This window comes from Rhizobium sp. IY2, assembly GCF_047532935.1.
Lineage (GTDB): Bacteria > Pseudomonadota > Alphaproteobacteria > Rhizobiales > Rhizobiaceae > Rhizobium > Rhizobium anhuiense.
This window is the reverse complement of sequence record NZ_JBLKNU010000021.1, coordinates 1-15356: the sequence shown is the minus strand read 5'-3', so window position 1 is coordinate 15356 and position 15356 is coordinate 1. Positions and strand designations below refer to the sequence as shown.

Here is a 15356-nt window from a genome sequence, read left to right as displayed (position 1 = left end):
CGGCCATCCCGCCACTGCATTGGAAGGTTGCGCGATGTCATCGATCGAGATGCAAATGCGAGATGCCTCCGGCGAGGTATTCCGCAGTAAGGAAACCAAGGGGGCATGTCACGAGGCGTCGCAGGGATCAGCAGCCGGCGGTGGCTGTGCCTTCGACGGAGCTAAGGTCGTGCTGCAGCCAATCACTGATGTCGCGCATCTCGTCCACGCGCCGCTCGCGTGCGAAGGCAATTCCTGGGACAACCGAGGCGCCGCATCGTCAGGTCCAGTTCTTTGGCGCACAAGTTTTACCACTGATCTTACCGAACTCGAGATAGTGACGGGAGATAGTGAGCGAAAGCTTCTCAAGGCAATCGGCGAGATCAAAGAGGGGTATGCGCCGGCGGCAATCTTCGTCTACGGAACATGTGTCACCGAGCTGATCGGTGACGACATCGCTGCGGTCTGCAGACACGCAGCGCAGAAGTTCGCAATACCAGTGGTGCCGGTGAAGTCGCCGGGCTTCGGCGGTTCGAAGAACCTCGGTACTCGGCTTGCCGGCGAGGCTCTGCTCGAGCACGTCATAGGCACGGTGGAGGCCGACGACCCGGGTCCATGCGACATCAATATACTCGGCGAATTCAACCTCTCGGGGGAATTCTGGTTCGTGAAACCGCTGTTGGACCGACTTGGTATCCGTGTCCGCGCCTGTATTCCCGGCGACGCGCGCTACGCGCAGGTGGCTTCCGCCCACCGCTCGCGTGCAGCTATGATGGTGTGCTCCACTGCTCTCATCAATCTTGCTCGCAAGATGGAAGAACGCTGGAACATTCCATTTTTCGAAGGCTCCTTCTACGGCATTTCCAGCACCTCTGAATCCCTGCGGCGGATCGCCCAACTGCTCGTAAAGAAGGGCGCTGGTTCCGCGTTGCTCCACCACGTCGAGGCTCTCTTAGCAGAAGAGGAGGAGAGGGCCTGGAAGAAGCTGGAAGCGTATCGGCGTCGGCTTGAGGGGAAGCGAGTTCATCTGAACACCGGCGGGGTGAAATCCTGGTCCATCGTGCACGCACTCATCGAAATCGGCATGGAAATTGTCGGTACATCCATCAGGAAATCGACGACCAGGGACAAGGAGAGAATCAAGCAGATGCTGAAGGACGAGAACCACCTTCACCAATCGATGGCAGCGAGCGAGCTCTATGCGATGTTACGCGAACACAAGCCTGATATCATGCTGTCAGGCGGACGCACTCAGTTCGTCGCGCTTGAGGCGAAAATTCCTTGGCTAGACGTGAATCAGGAACGCCAGCATGCTTACGCCGGGTACGAAGGCATGGTGGAACTAGCACTCCAGATTGATTTGGCAATCCACAACCCGGTCTGGGCGCAGTTGCGCAAACCGGCGCCTTGGAAGCAGTTCGTTACGCCGTGAGATCGGCGGAATCAAGCATTAATATGAGGTCTGCCGACGAGGCGACAGGTGGTTTCCACTGAGGTAAAAATTATGGCTGTTATCCTGACCCCAACAAAAACGGCAGCGATCAACCCTCTAAAGTTGTCTCAACCATTGGGCGCTGCCTTGGCCTTCCTGGGCGTCGATGGTGCGCTGCCAATACTCCATGGCAGCCAGGGATGTAGCAGTTTTGCACTGGTGCTGCTCGTGAGGCATTTCAAGCATATGGTCCCGCTGCAGACTACCGCAATGGACCAGATCGCGACGGTGGTGGGCGGCGCGGATTTTCTCGAGAAAGCTCTCGTCAAGCTAAAAGCTCGCACGTGGCCGCGGCTGATCGGGATCTGCACCACCGCCGTGGCAGAAACTCGCGACGAAGATATCGCAGGTGATATCATCAACGCCAAAGGAGCGCGCCCGAGAAAACTCATTGATACTGAAGTGGTCCTCGCACGCACTCCCGACTTCGCAGGGGCGATGGAGGAGGGATGGTCGAAGGCTGTTATGGCTATGATCGAGGCAATCACGCTGCCCGGGACGCAGGACCGCGACCCGGCGAAGGTTGTGATCCTGCCCGGCTCAAACATGACAGTTGCCGATGTAGAGCATCTGCGGGAAACGGTTGAGAGCTTCGGCTTAACGCCCCTCATTTTGCCTGACGTGTCCGGCGGGCCTGACGAAGCTGTCCGCGATCGATGGATTCCGATCGCACGCGGTGGCGCGAAGGTGGAGCATATCCGCGACCTCGGGGCGGCAACACAATGCATCGCCGTCGGGGAACAGATGCGCCGACCGGCTGAAGCTTTGCAGGGTCTAACTGGATTGCCATACGTGATGTTCGGATCTCTCACGGGCCTGATTAACGCCGACCGTTTCGCCTGGCTCCTTGCAGCGATTTCGCACGACAACACGCCGGCGGCTGTCCGTCGTGGCCGCATGCAGTTGCAGGAGGCGATGCTCAGCGGGCATTTTCATTTCGCAGGAAAGAAGGTCGCCATCGCGTGCGAGCCCGACCAGCTCTTGCAGTTCGCCCAACTCTTTATCGGCATGGGGGCGGTCATTACAGCCGCGGTCACTACGACCGGGGACTCGAAGGTGCTGCAAATAGTACCAACCGATACGGTCAAGGTGGGTGATCTTGGTGACTTGGAACAGCTCGCCGCGGACGCTGATCTACTCGTCACGCACTCCCACGGTCGACAGGCCGCCGAACGCCTCGCAGTTCCGCTGATGCGAGTTGGTTTTCCTGTCTTCGACCGCATAGGCAGCCAGCATAAACTGAGCATCCTTTATCGAGGAACCCGCGACATAATCTTCGAAGTCGCCAACATAGTCCAAGCCACCTACGATGAGCCGCCCGCTCGCGCACCTCCCGAACTCGTATCATAAGGTGAGCATCGCGCTACCTTTCATCGGTCATGAACTCATCCTCATCTGGAGTGTCGCCGGGCCGTGATATCTTACTCGCAGCCACTTGAAACTGAAGAACTAGGAGGTCGAGCGCTGAGAAACATTACCACACCCAAACAGGTTCTTGAGGTGTTTCGCGGTCTAAAGCGTGCATCACATCGAATTCGGCAATGTATCAACTCATGTGCCCGCCGGCGCTAAACTCTAGTAAAGGAAAGATCATGGCATCCGTGAAAGTCGATATCAATAACTTCCAGTCGGAAGTTCTGGAATCCGCAGAACCCGTCGTCGTCGATTTCTGGGCCGAATGGTGCGGCCCGTGCAAGATGATCGCTCCGATCATCGAAGAAATCGCCGTCGAGATGGAAGGCAAGGTCAAGGTCGCCAAGCTGAATATCGACGAGAACCCGGAACTTGCTGCACAGTTCGGTGTGCGCTCCATTCCGACCCTTGCAATCTTCAAGGGCGGCGAAGTTGCCGATATCTCGGTCGGCGAAAAGCCGAAATCCTTTTTCGTCGACTGGATACAACGAATGGTAGCTGATTGCGGATGACGCAAAGCACAAGCGGAGCGATGGGCGGCCGCCAACCGGCGGCCGTCCAAGGTTTGCCGCAGGCTCCGACTTCTGAGCAAGTCGACCCAACATGAGCAAGACAACGAACAAGTTTTCACCTGAAGTACGTGAGCATGCGTATCCGCTGCTGCCGGTCGGGAGGTAGCGCCTGAGCCAGTCAAGAGGGCCGTGGGTGCGTCGTGCCTTCAATGCCCGCACCATGGCGTCACGCGATCGGCGCAGCGTCCGCATGAGATATTTAATCGACGGATCGAAAAGGCGTAAGACCGTCGTCTAATAGCGAGATTTGCAAGCGCCTTTTGGGTGCAGGAGGTTGTTTGCCGGGAGCATGGTCGTCTACGCGGTCGACATAGGTCGCCGCATTATGGTGCTTCGCGGGTCAGTCCTTCAGATCGCCAACGATCCGAGCATCGACGCGGAGCTGCAGTGCTTGTCACTGATCAGGTTGACTCGCGTTCATCCGTTCTCTTTCGAACAATGATTGGATGGCCGTCGCACAAGCTCTATTGAGAAAGCAGGCGCGGAACTGGAAAGTCTAGTACTTTGTCCGTGTATCTTTCGACCACGGCGCTAAACGGCGTGCCATCTTGTAGTTTAAGCACGGCACGATGTTCGAGCAGGAACGGCGGCAGGCTAGGGGAACTGATTTCATGCGCTACTAAGCCGTCCATGTCCCAGCCCTCGGATAGAGGGGACCAGAGCAACTTGGCAGACAGGTTTGTGCGAGTGAAATTGAGAGCCTGAACGGCTCTGCCAAACGCGATATCGCTGGTATCCAACGCCTGATTCATCTCTGCAGTTAGCTTTGCAGGTAAATACCAATTATCGGCCTCGGACAGAACGCGGTCGCCGCAGACCAAGCGGACGCGGCGATATGCGATCAGCTCACCGGGTCCGACGGTCAGAAGTTCACGGATGTGCTCGTCGGCCGGCTTGTCTTGCCCGCGGACACGCTGTGCTACGATCTTGGAACCTTCCGGCGCGAGCTTGTGCGCCGCGCACCAGCGGTCAAGGGTCAACGTAGCACTGGCGTTGCTCAGGAGATCGGAATTCAAGGTCTGGAGGACCGCAAGCGCTTCTACTCGAGATCCCGGCGTGTTCAGCCACTGAGACCGTATGGACGATTCTTGCGAAAAAGCAATCTGCGTGCCCAGCACCATGCCGGCCGCTGCAAGTGCGGCGATGCGAATGCATTTCAAAGAGGATAATAACACTGAAAATGAACTCCTTTTCTGCGGTAATTTGATGGGAGAAACCTGCGGGTCAAATTTCTGATTTTGGCAGGCGAGCATATATGCTTCCTGCAGCACTATTTTGAACTGCGCCTTGCGTGTACCGGATAAGGGTGGGGTTCTCGATTGACTTCTTACCATCTCTCGATGTCCCCGCCTTAGTTGCACCTGTGAAGCCTTTGCGCCGTTGTGCTTCGCTTGCGTCGCATCGATATCGTCCATGACAGCCTCCACCCCGCCCGCCGAGCTATTGTTGGAGTTTGCAAACGTTGGCGACTGCGTCGTCGATTTCGCCATGGAATTTGGAAACAAGACTGAATATTAAATCGGGAACGTGGCGGCCAGTCCGAGCTCTCCCAGTTCTATACATCGTAATTCTCACCTACGAGTTTTAGCGCCTTTGTCGTCCTCCTCGCCCTTTGCGAAATGTTCGAGTCGCTGGATTGGATAAAATAGGTCGCAACCGTAAGCCCAATCCAAGAGCAATTGTTGAAAAATGGTCTTCTTCTTCGACACAGAGTCCTTCTGCCGGTGGTCGACGGACGCTACCCCCAGGCGCGAGCCGGCAAGGTACTTGTCTGATTTCTTTTTCCGCTCCATGTCATCGTGGTCCTTGTGTAAACCTACCGGCGATGATGTCTCCTGCAAGGGTCAGCATTCATAGGAAAAGGATTGTCCCGTTGCGATATCGTTAGCCGAGTGGCAGGACATTTGATGAAATCGATAAATTAAGCAACGTACTTCTTCGGATATATTTTTTACTATAACGCCAATTATCCAATATAATACTTTATACTCGTGAGAAAACAGTAAGCTATAAGAATACAATTCTGAATATATTATTATATATATCGCACTTCGTTGCTTTGGCTCCAACCGTCATCGCCACTTTGTCCGCCACCGCTCTACGGCTGGAGCAATCAGCTGCACGATATGGAGCGCCCACCCAGTCTCCGAGTCGTGGAGGAAATGCTCCCGGCCCAGGGCATCCTGGTCAGCCATGAAATGGCGCGGCAGACGGATAGCTGCCGACGACGCTAGAAGGGCAACCTCGCGTTCTCCTTGACTTCTTTCATCACGAAGAAAGTGCGCGTCTGGCGCACGCCAGGCAGGGCGATCAGCTTCTGGCCATGCAGCTTGTTGAAATCGGCCATGTCACGGACGCGGATTTTCAGGAGGTAATCGAAATCTCCGGCCACCAGACTGCAGTCCAGCACTTCCTTCAGCTGCATGACAGCGCCCTCGAAGGCGCCAAAGCTCTCAGGTGTGGAGCGATCCAATACGACGCCAACCATCACCATCGCGCCGAGGCCGACGGCGCTCGGCGCGACCTCCGCCCGAACGCCGGTGATGTAGCCCTCCTCGAAAAGGCGCTGAGTTCGCCTGTGGCAAGTCGCAGCGCTGACATTCACGCGCTCGGCAAGATCGGCATTGCTGAGCCGGCCCTCCGATTGAAGGGCGCGCAAAATCTTGAGGTCTATTCCGTCGAAATTCTCTGTGGAAGAAACTTTCATTTTGGATCTCACAGTTGAAGAAGTGGGGTATAATACCGAAAAATAATCTAAATTGAGAAAGATTTTGCAGCAAAATTAGAGAGCACCTTTCAAAAGATATCGACTAGCCTTCGGCCACAAATCGGCACGGAGGCCCTGATCGATGTCATTGTTGGAAAAATTCGAACGCTACCCGCTCACCTTCGGCGCGACTCCGATCGAGCACTTGCCACGGCTGACTGCGGCGCTGGGCGGCAAGGTCGAGATATATGCCAAGCGCGACGACTGCAATTCGGGCCTCGCGATGGGCGGCAATAAGCTCAGGAAGCTCGAATATATCGTGCCCGACGCGATCGCCTCCGGCGCGGATACGCTGGTGTCGATCGGCGGAGTCCAGTCGAACCATACTCGCATGGTGGCTGCGACTGCCGCGAAGATCGGCATGAAATGTGTCGTCATCCAGGAGAAATGGGTACCTCACTACGATGCGGTCTATGACCGTGTCGGCAATATATTGATGACGAGACTGATGGGCGCCGACAGCCGGCTGGTCGACGCTGGGTTCGACATCGGCATCCGCAAGAGCTGGGAGGACGCGATTCAGTCGGTGGAGGACGCGGGCGGCAAGCCCTATGCGATCCCGGCTGGCGCTTCGGTACATAAGTTCGGAGCCCTCGGCTATGTCGGCTTCGCCGAGGAAGTCGCGGCACAGGAGAAGGACCTAGGCTTCACCTTCGACTACATCATCGTCTGCGTTGTCACCGGTTCGACCCAGGGCGGAATGATCGTCGGCTTCGCCGCAATGGACAGGGCTGACAGGGTCATTGGTATTGATGCCTCGGGCACACTCCAGCAGACCCGGGATCAGGTGCGAAAGATCGTCGACGCGACCTCAGAACTCGTGAACCTTGGCCGGTCCGTACGTGAAGACGAGATCGTCATCAACCCTGACTATGCCTATCCCGCCTATGGAGTGCCCTCGGAGGAGACAAATGAGGCGATCCGACTCGCGGCGCGCACCGAGGCGATGATCACCGACCCTGTTTATGAGGGAAAATCGATGCAGGGGATGATCGATCTTGCGCGAAAGGGCTTCTTCCCCGAGGGCTCAAAGGTGCTCTACGCCCATCTTGGCGGCGCCCCGGCGATCAACGGCTACAGCTATTACTACAGGGACGGCTGATTGGTGCCGTCAGGTTAACCGGCCGCGAACAGGTGGATAGTTGCAGTCGAGACTATATAGATCCGCACTTCCTGAACGCAATTTCGCGTCGACGATGAAAGATCCATGCGGATGCCCGGCTTGGTCGGATCTCTCGGCCAGGCACACGATCATCGACCCTTTGCCTCTATCTTGCACGAGGGATTTCTACTTCATTGGCATTTTCGAGCAATTTTATCAGGCTTGTGCGCGCCTGCCCAAGTAGGGAACACTGATGTCGGCAAGCACGAACAATCTGCGACGTGAGTGCGCCCATCGGGGCATCATCGGACCTGCCTGACCAAACATTAGATTAAGGTCACCAAGGCATCGCCTGCAGAATGCCGGCAAATGTCTTCAGATGGCACTCGAAGAGCTCCTGCCGTCGATCGCGCGAGGCACAGGAGAGGCGGCGGGTGAGGGGGACGTGCCGCCGAACACGAGATCGTCCCGACGCAGCCTCCGTATCGGTTTTCGTGATGCGGCGCGAGCATCTCAATCCGTCGTTATCCACTCCCCGACTCAACCTTCGCGTAAGCGCGGGGAGTGAACCGTTTGGCCGAGGCGTTTCGCCTCTTACTGGCAGGCAGTCAGACCGCCCGGATTTTGAATGGGGGCGAAACCGACGCCGTCGATTGTGTTGTCGTTGCGGGCAATGAAGCAGTAATTGTCATTGGCATGGGGAGCTGCAACTACGCAGGAGTTGGCCCCCGCCGGAATGACATAGGTGTCCAATCCGTTGATCGTAAAGACCGACGCTGTTCCATTCGGATGGGGTACCGGCTGCTTGGTGAACAGGATGGCATTCTGTGGTGGCGGGACTGCGATAGGCTGATGGTTCCGGCAATCGGACGAAAAGACGAGTCGTGCTGCCGCGGGTATAGCGGTTGCGATAATGGAGGAGATGGCAATGAGAAGTCTTGCAGCGATCTTTTTGCCGCGACGACCTGTTTGGCCGGTGAACTTCGTTGTGATGCGTGACATGGCTATTCTCCTGATTGCACGGATTGAGGGCTTACTCAAGCGTCTGTGATGTTCTGGATTTGTAGGGTCTATGGTCCTCCTGTCGCCGAAAAGGTCCCGTTGGCATTGTAGGTCACGGTGTACGTTTCGTAGCCGGTGGTGAAATCGCAGCAGGCTGAGTTGCTTTCGTCAAAAGCAACGGTGCGTCCGACCGGCTGGTAGCCCATCTTCACGAAAAAGATTTGCTTCGGTATGCAGTTCATGACGGCATTGGGGACAGGAGCGACGAAGCTCGAGAGTATGATCGCCTGATTGTTGTTCAGGGCGACGACGCCGCAATAGAGTTCGGGATGCGGCAACGGCGTATAGGAAGGCACGTTGATGCCAAACCCTCCGATCGCAATTCCGGCTTGATTGGCCGGCGCCGAAAGTCCGAGCGGGTCGAGTGTCAAGGTCGTGCAATTGTCCGGCGAACCATCGGCCGTGGTGAGCGTAACCGGTCGGAACGCCGACGTGCTGCCGACCACCGATAGCGTGGCGGAATTGAGCGCGAGGAGCGCGATCAGCTGGGAGAGCGACACCTGTTTGGTGCTGAGGGCACCTGCATAGATCTGACTGTCCAACCCGAAATTGATCTGCGCTCCCGAAGTTGCGTAATTGCCGACGCTTTGGCAGCCGAGACTGCCGCTGAGGATGGGATCAGGGCTCGGCAGCAACGGAAATGCGGCTTGCTTCTGAAAGACATAGAAATATTGCGTCGTCTGCGAAAAGTTCCGAACGGATCTGGTGCGTCTGGGATTCGTAATTTTGGGCCGCCGCAGACCGGCCGCGCAGCGCCATGACCCATAACAAAACTTCTACTTCTTCCAGCAGCCGGCGATCAAGTTTACTCCAACAGCCAGCAACTCCGTGGCGGAGATCGTGCTGTTCTTATGGCCATCTATGGCGCCTCGCCCAAGGAGCAGCCAGTCGAGGGAGACGTCCAGAAGGCGGGCGAGCGCGCAGGCGCTTTCAAGGGACGTGTGGCCGCCATTTTGCCAGCGCGAGACGGCCGCGACGGATACATTCAGTTCGGCCGCGAGAGCGTGTACTTTCCGGAACTTGCCCCGAGAAATCGCTTCTCGAATACGTTTGCCGCGCGCTGGGTCGTAGGTCATGACCATTCTTCCTTTGGGTGCGTTGAATTGGCAGCCACAGAGCTTGGGATCGGTCAAGCTTTGGAAATTTAAGCGAAAATGAAAGGCAAAGCGAAGCACCGGTCAACCTGGTGAAATATCCAGATTGCTCCCGGTCGGCTTCCTGTTGTGAAACGTCAGCACATCAGGAGTGATGGATATGTTGCGGATACTCACCAAAGACATGCTCGAGACCGATCGACGTGCTTTCGACGAAATGTTTCGGGCACGCGCCGCCGTCTTTCGCGATCGGCTCGGATGGCGGGTCGATGTCCGGAACCAGTGGGAGAGGGACCGATACCAAGCGCTTCCGGAAGAAGGTGGAAGTCCAAGGAGCAAACGCAATATTTATTTCGGCGATGCGCCGAACCGTCTCAAGCTCGGCTGATAGGCTGGAGGCCGCGCTTTGGTCGGTAGGAACTGACCGGTTCTGGTCAGAGATCGCCGGGGGATTATTCTACACCTCCGAGACCATTCTTGCCGCGGAAGGTCATGGTGACGAAATGCATCTCTTCCGCATTGTCTGGTGCGATCTTCGTCTTCGGCATGTTCGAAACTGCTCGACATTTCTCCATGAGGCAAGGTAGGCGACCTCCCCGTGGGCCGATAGATAGCTGCCGAGAAAGCGACCACGTTGACGTTTCGACTGAGCCGCGAAATGCCCTTAAAGCATTCCTGATTTGGTCGCTGCGCGACTTGATTCATTCCCAATATGATCCAGCAGATGAGTTTCTCAAACCGCTCCCAAGAAGCGGTGAAATCGGCTCGGGCTGGTAGCGTTCGATCGTCCAATCGGGCTGGCTCTTCTTGATGTGACTCTGGATGGATTGAGCGCGCACGCTGTCGCACCGGCACAGAGATCTTATGACGTCATGCAAGCTGCCGTCGGATCTGGTGGCTTCGCAAAACCGGCAATCGCGAAACCCAAGTTTTTACATAGATGTCGCCCATCGCAATCGCATTGGCGTGGGCATTGTACGATTGATTTTCAAGTTGCGGTTCCGAAATTTAGTGCTTTCACAAACAAGCAGAATCGGGCACGTCACTAGCGATGTGATGATTTGATTGATTCGGAAGTTTGAGCATGGGCACAGCCGAGATGACAGCGTCGGAAAGATATAGGTTCAAGCGTGAAGCGCAGGGCGAGAAACAGGTGCTTCTATGGATTGAAGCCGGTCTGACGACACTTTTGGACGAACTGGTCAAGTCGGGTGACTTCCGCAATCGGTCTGAGGCCGTTGCGGCTGCCCTCAAAAAACTGGTTCAGGAACGATAGCAAGGGCTTAAAACGCTGAAGGCTCCAGGACTGCAATCCCAGAGCCTTCGAGATTAGATAGTGACCATTGGGACACCAGAGCTAACATGCACTTCTGGCTATCCCAAATCACGCTGATTTGTCAACGCCTACTTTGAGGCGAACGGCGAAGCGTTGCCCTGTGAAAGGGATAACTATGAGAAGCGCACAGTCGTCCGGCTGGCGCGCTCTAAAGCCGATACTATCATCGGCCGCAGAGCCAGCTACAGCTGACAAGCAAGACCTTTATCAGGCAGCGCGCATGGCTGCCCGCGTGTTGAAACTGTCGTCGAACTGCAGGTCCGTCCTCGACCAGCTTGTCGGCGTCTTCGGCGGAGAGCTGATTGAAAACCGGATGCTCATCTGGCCCTCGAATGCATTCCTAGTCGAGCGCACAGGGATGTCGGAGCGGTCTGTCCGCTATGCTCTTGAACGGCTGCTCGACGCAGGAGTGATCGGCGCGAAGGATAGTCCGAATGGCAAACGGTTCGCTCAGCGATCGCGGGGCAAAATCGTGAAGGCATATGGCTTCGATCTCTCCCCTCTTCTCGCAAGGCTGCCTGAGCTTCACGATCAGCTCCAGGTGATCGAAGACAAAGAGCGCGAGCGGTCAGCGGCCTTCGACGAACTCACCATCCATCGCAGATCGGCGCAGGAGGCGCTCAAGACACTTGCAGAGACTTTCCCGAGCATCGACGTCAGCGAGCTAAGAGCGCGTGCCCTTGAGCTTACCAGAGTAACACCGCGCAGGTCCGGAGCGGGATCGGCGGACGACGCCCGAGATGCCTGGCGCACGATCAGGGAAGAGGCGGAAGGAAAATTTCATGCCGCCTCTGCCGGCAAATCATGCCGCCACAAAGACAACAACAAATATGCCCCTGACGAGTCTTGTAACAACGGCAATGATAATCCGAAGGATCCGGAACGGGCGAGTGTGAGCTTAAACGCCGGCGATTTGGGGACAGCTTGCCCCGATGCGATGGAGTTTATAGGCGACGTGCGCAGCGACCGAGACCTGATTATGGGCGTGTCGCGCATGCGGGGCGCTTTTGGGGTGTCCGCGTCCGGCTGGGAGGAAGCAACCCGTGAAATCGGGGCGCTCTGTGCGTCTGCCACGCTCGTTTACGTGGTGCAGATGCAAACGCGGCCAGCGCCAGGATCTGATCCGATCAAGAACGCGGGCGGCTATTTCCGTGCGATGGTCCGATTGATCAAAGCCGGTCAGGTCGATCTCACGAGGGAAATCTTCAAGATGAAAATCGCACATCGGCAAAGGTAGGCTGATCGCGCCTGTTGATTTCTCACCAATAGCAAATGGCGCCGCGTAGGCATGCTATATCACCATCTTCAACGGAGATTCGAATGGACAAAATGAGCAGCAAGGCAAGCGGTTTGTGGTCATCGCCAGCTTTCCTCCAACGCAAGCGGGGCGAAGGAAGCAGCCCCCAGAAAAGCATCCTGCTTCCCGCCAGATGCGACGATTTCTGTAGCGAATAGACATCGTCGAGGCTGCGCATCTGTGACGCCGGCTGCCCATGCCGGAATAAGCAAGTTTTCCTCAACCGTCAGTTCCGGGAAAGAGGCGCGGGTCTTCCGGCGCGAAGCCGACAAGGATTACCCATTCGCGACAGACCGACATTCGCGCGATGAATTCGTGACGGCAGAGGTGGTCTCTCTCGGTCAATTTTCTTGTACCTTCTCCTTTGAGTGATGCGCAGACAAAGAGTTTGAATGGGAACAGGAAGTGCCGCTCCACAAGGTCGCCGAAATGAGAACTGACCAATCGGACCCTTCTACTTCACAGGCTAGCCGCGTCGGTCTAAATATCCTCCTGGAAACGCAGTCAGCGCCGGCATAGGCGTAGAGGGGCTCCATATCGGAAGCCCTATCAAGCGGGCGTCCAGCCGGACAATCAGCTTGCGGGCTATAAGGTCTGCAGTCGCCTCCTCGACCTCAATCACGTTCGCCCCCTTAAGCTGTCGACTCAGGCGGACCTCTGGCATGCCTTGATCAGCAGCCAGCAGGATTTCACGCGCCAAGCCTTTGACTCGCTGTTCACGCTCCACCGCTATATTGCGTGTGTCCTCCACTATAATCTCGTCACCGCTGTCGCGCATCGATAATATGGGTGGCGTCAGGCCGCACCGTGCCTCGCTCCAGGCATCCATACCTTGAATAACCGCCTGAACTCCGGGTCGGCGGTTTGTGTCAAGTGGACCGAACTCACGGCCGCCATCGTTGTCGTCACCGTCTTCGAAGTGGTAAACCTGATCCGCAAGATCGCGCTCAGAGAGCGGATACACGTATCGATAGGAGGCCGCCGGACTGAGCGTCAGCCCATATTGGTCGGCCGCGCGATGATAGAGACTGAAGCGCTGGTAGCGTAATCTAACAACGTGTCCCGGGTGCAGATGATGCAGCAATGGCAACAAGCGGCACATTTGAGCGTACCAAGCGTCGCTCTCTCGGGGGAAGCCCCATAGGACGCTCCAGATGGGCCGCACGCCAAACTGGCGACACCATTTCAATAGTTGAACATTTTGTGCTGCCGTCGTTCCCTTGCCCATAAGCTTCAAAACGCGGCTATCAAGGCTCTCGATACCTGGTTGGATCCAGCGGACGCCGCCTGCGGCCAACTTCTCGACTTCATGGCGCTTCAAATTGGCTTTTACTTCAAAGAAGATGTCGAGCTTCTCGGATAAAGCGATGAGGCGAGGCAACGCTTTCTCGACGTAGTCATTCGCCAAAATGTTATCGACCGCTTCGATGCGCGACGTTCCGTAGCGAGCGGACATCTCGATCATCTCTTCTGGCGCTTGTGCAGCCGGTTTCTGACGATAAGTCATCGATGCGCCGTTCAGGCCGCAGAACGTGCAGGGGCTGCTGCGCTGCCACCAGCAGCCGCGAGAGAACTCCATCGGCAGCCCGGGATAAACGCGGTCGGCGCAGAGCGATTGCTCAAGTTCGGCAAAATAATCCGAGAAATCGGGCAGCGGCAGGGAATGTATATCCTCGACAACTGCGCGGGGCACCATGTCTCCCGTGAACGTGGCGGGATAGCCGGTCTGGCGATGAGCTGGGCCGAAAACGCCGAACGGCAGGTCGGCTGGTGGGATGTCGCGACCGTGAGTGAGGATGTCGCGACAAAGCCCTCCGATCAGTTTGTCGGCCTCCCCCGACACGACGTAGTCGACCCACGGGAATTGCGCATGAGTAGTACGTCCCATCACGGATTCACAATTGGCACCCCCCATGAGAGTGACTAAACCTGGCGAGAGCTCGCTCAGGCGGCGTAGCAGTGCAAGCGCGGGAACGTGCTGGGTGAATGTTGAGGTGCAACCGACCATAGCCGGCCGCTCCCTCAGTATCTTGCCGCATGTCCAATCGATGAAGCCGCCGATGAGCGAACGCAGCTCTAGGAACTTCGCACGAAGCCCGGGCTCACTTTTATGCAGGCACGGATTGCGCTGGAAATACCGGTCGAGGAAGCGGGCGTGGTCCGTTTCGAAGTCTGGAAATGCTACACCTGCGAACAGCCAGTCAACAAGCGCTTCCTCCGGAGGGGAAGTCTCAAGTACACTGTAGTCGGCGAGGCCAGCGTATTCCAGAAACCAGATATTGGCATACGCTGTCCTCGAGCGCAGGCCGGCCTGCGTCAGCACCGACTTCAGCAGACCAAGCGCTAGCGACGGTCGTTCAACTGCTGACATCGGCATGTTCACCAGCACGATCGCGACATCGGTGCTCATATCGCGCCCTCGCCACCACGCCAGGCAAAGCGCTCATCGAGGTCCTCTTCGAGCAACCCCTTCGTATGCAGTTGGTCGAGCTCATCGGCAACACCAATGGCGCTCGCTCCATCCGTTACGACGCGAGCAACTATCTCCGACGCTGTACATTGGCCACCTGCGATCAGATCGCCAACGGAGATCGACGCGGCGTTGTCGGGCACCTGATACTCCCAGTGGCGCGAGCGGAGGAGGAAGTGATGGCGCTTGGCCTCGTACTGCAAGTCCCCGCGGAAGCGGAACGGCCGGTTGGAAGGTGGGCTATCGTGCATGTGCTCATCGATCATACTTTGGACTTCGTCTTGGAACTCGTCTGGCGTTTCGAAAAAACGTTCATCCAGGATGCGGTAACCAAGAGGCCAGCGTCTGCTCGCCGGTACCGGCGTCACCAATTGCACACGCCGCCGCGGCATATTTACGAGAAAGCCAGAAACGCAAGCGATCGTCGTGTGATCGCTCTTAGATAAGGGTGTTGCATCGCCGTTTTTGGCTACGCTGAGTTTCTCGTTTCGCGCGCGGCCGGCGAAAGCTTTTGAACTTGGCATGTCCTTGCCTTGCAGGACGAGCTCAACGCCCATGAGATCCTCGGGCGAAAATGTCGAGTGGATTTGATTGAGTTGCTCCGTGCTCAACACGGAAAAGCGATTGGTCACGCAGCGGTAGCGTTCGAACAGCTCGAGCACGCGCTTGGTGAGTGCCAGATTCTTGAGAGGCATAGCCGTCGTTGTTTGGGGCAATGTGCCGGTGATTTGATAGTAGTCGAAGAGAAAGCGGTCGTAGTCAGGATTATCCA

General features: G+C 56.7%; 13 protein-coding genes and 1 pseudogene. 7 read left to right on the top strand and 7 right to left on the bottom strand.

Annotated elements, in window-relative coordinates; all coding sequences use genetic code 11:
* The first annotated feature begins 34 nt into the window (after positions 1 to 34).
* From nifE to trxA, 3 genes are all read left to right on the top strand, one after another.
* Positions 35 to 1411 (top strand): nitrogenase iron-molybdenum cofactor biosynthesis protein NifE, encoded by a 1377-nt coding sequence (gene nifE, locus ACMUVN_RS32285; protein WP_414815981.1) that lies wholly within the window; start codon positions 35 to 37, stop codon positions 1409 to 1411.
* Between the two features lie 72 nt (positions 1412 to 1483).
* Positions 1484 to 2821 (top strand): nitrogenase iron-molybdenum cofactor biosynthesis protein NifN, encoded by a 1338-nt coding sequence (gene nifN, locus ACMUVN_RS32280; RefSeq protein WP_414815980.1) that lies wholly within the window; start codon positions 1484 to 1486, stop codon positions 2819 to 2821.
* 242 nt (positions 2822 to 3063) lie between these two features.
* Positions 3064 to 3396 (top strand): thioredoxin, encoded by a 333-nt coding sequence (gene trxA, locus ACMUVN_RS32275; RefSeq protein ID WP_032491853.1) that lies wholly within the window; start codon positions 3064 to 3066, stop codon positions 3394 to 3396.
* Between the two features lie 524 nt (positions 3397 to 3920).
* On the opposite strand, the gene ACMUVN_RS32270 is transcribed toward trxA, so the two are convergent.
* A complete protein-coding gene (locus tag ACMUVN_RS32270) occupies positions 3921 to 4577 on the bottom strand; it encodes a hypothetical protein (RefSeq protein WP_065277122.1) in 657 nt (218 codons plus the stop codon).
* A gap of 1109 nt (positions 4578 to 5686) precedes the next feature.
* Positions 5687 to 6163 (bottom strand): Lrp/AsnC family transcriptional regulator, encoded by a 477-nt coding sequence (locus tag ACMUVN_RS32265; RefSeq protein ID WP_032491855.1) that lies wholly within the window; start codon positions 6161 to 6163, stop codon positions 5687 to 5689.
* Between the two features lie 142 nt (positions 6164 to 6305).
* Here ACMUVN_RS32265 and ACMUVN_RS32260 point away from each other — a divergent pair, with 142 nt between their 5' ends.
* The gene (locus ACMUVN_RS32260; RefSeq protein ID WP_065276878.1) at positions 6306 to 7325 is read left to right on the top strand and encodes a 1-aminocyclopropane-1-carboxylate deaminase; all 1020 of its coding nucleotides are present in this window, start codon (positions 6306 to 6308) and stop codon (positions 7323 to 7325) included.
* A 594-nt stretch (positions 7326 to 7919) separates the two neighbouring features.
* On the opposite strand, the gene ACMUVN_RS32255 is transcribed toward ACMUVN_RS32260, so the two are convergent.
* The 3 genes from ACMUVN_RS32255 to ACMUVN_RS32245 form a co-directional block, all read right to left on the bottom strand.
* Complete coding sequence (locus ACMUVN_RS32255) at positions 7920 to 8327, bottom strand: hypothetical protein (RefSeq protein ID WP_065276877.1); 408 nt, start codon at positions 8325 to 8327, stop codon at positions 7920 to 7922.
* A 68-nt stretch (positions 8328 to 8395) separates the two neighbouring features.
* Positions 8396 to 9127 carry a hypothetical protein gene (locus tag ACMUVN_RS32250; RefSeq protein ID WP_317278045.1) on the bottom strand — a complete coding sequence of 244 codons (732 nt, stop codon included), beginning with the start codon at positions 9125 to 9127 and terminating at the stop codon, positions 8396 to 8398.
* Between the two features lie 36 nt (positions 9128 to 9163).
* Entirely contained in the window at positions 9164 to 9463 is a 300-nt protein-coding gene (locus ACMUVN_RS32245; protein ID WP_130729923.1) for a helix-turn-helix domain-containing protein, read from the bottom strand.
* A 178-nt stretch (positions 9464 to 9641) separates the two neighbouring features.
* On the opposite strand from ACMUVN_RS32245, the pseudogene ACMUVN_RS32240 reads away from it, so the two are divergent.
* The 3 genes and pseudogenes from ACMUVN_RS32240 to repC all read left to right on the top strand — a co-directional run.
* Positions 9642 to 9782: pseudogene (locus ACMUVN_RS32240) on the top strand (acyl-homoserine-lactone synthase); the annotation flags it as partial.
* Positions 9783 to 10565: 783 nt separating this feature from the next.
* Positions 10566 to 10757 (top strand): ribbon-helix-helix domain-containing protein, encoded by a 192-nt coding sequence (locus ACMUVN_RS32235; protein ID WP_065276875.1) that lies wholly within the window; start codon positions 10566 to 10568, stop codon positions 10755 to 10757.
* A gap of 175 nt (positions 10758 to 10932) precedes the next feature.
* Positions 10933 to 12054: a plasmid replication protein RepC gene (gene repC, locus ACMUVN_RS32230; RefSeq protein WP_065276874.1), complete on the top strand. Its 1122-nt coding sequence runs from the start codon at positions 10933 to 10935 to the stop codon at positions 12052 to 12054.
* 526 nt (positions 12055 to 12580) lie between these two features.
* On the opposite strand, the gene ACMUVN_RS32225 is transcribed toward repC, so the two are convergent.
* Both ACMUVN_RS32225 and ACMUVN_RS32220 read right to left on the bottom strand, forming a co-directional pair.
* Positions 12581 to 14524, bottom strand: coding sequence for a RiPP maturation radical SAM C-methyltransferase (locus tag ACMUVN_RS32225; RefSeq protein ID WP_414815979.1), 1944 nt, complete (start codon positions 14522 to 14524; stop codon positions 12581 to 12583).
* On the bottom strand, positions 14521 to 15356 hold an 836-nt coding region (locus ACMUVN_RS32220), incomplete at its 5' end, for a radical SAM family RiPP maturation amino acid epimerase (protein ID WP_414815978.1). The genes ACMUVN_RS32225 and ACMUVN_RS32220, both read right to left, overlap by 4 nt.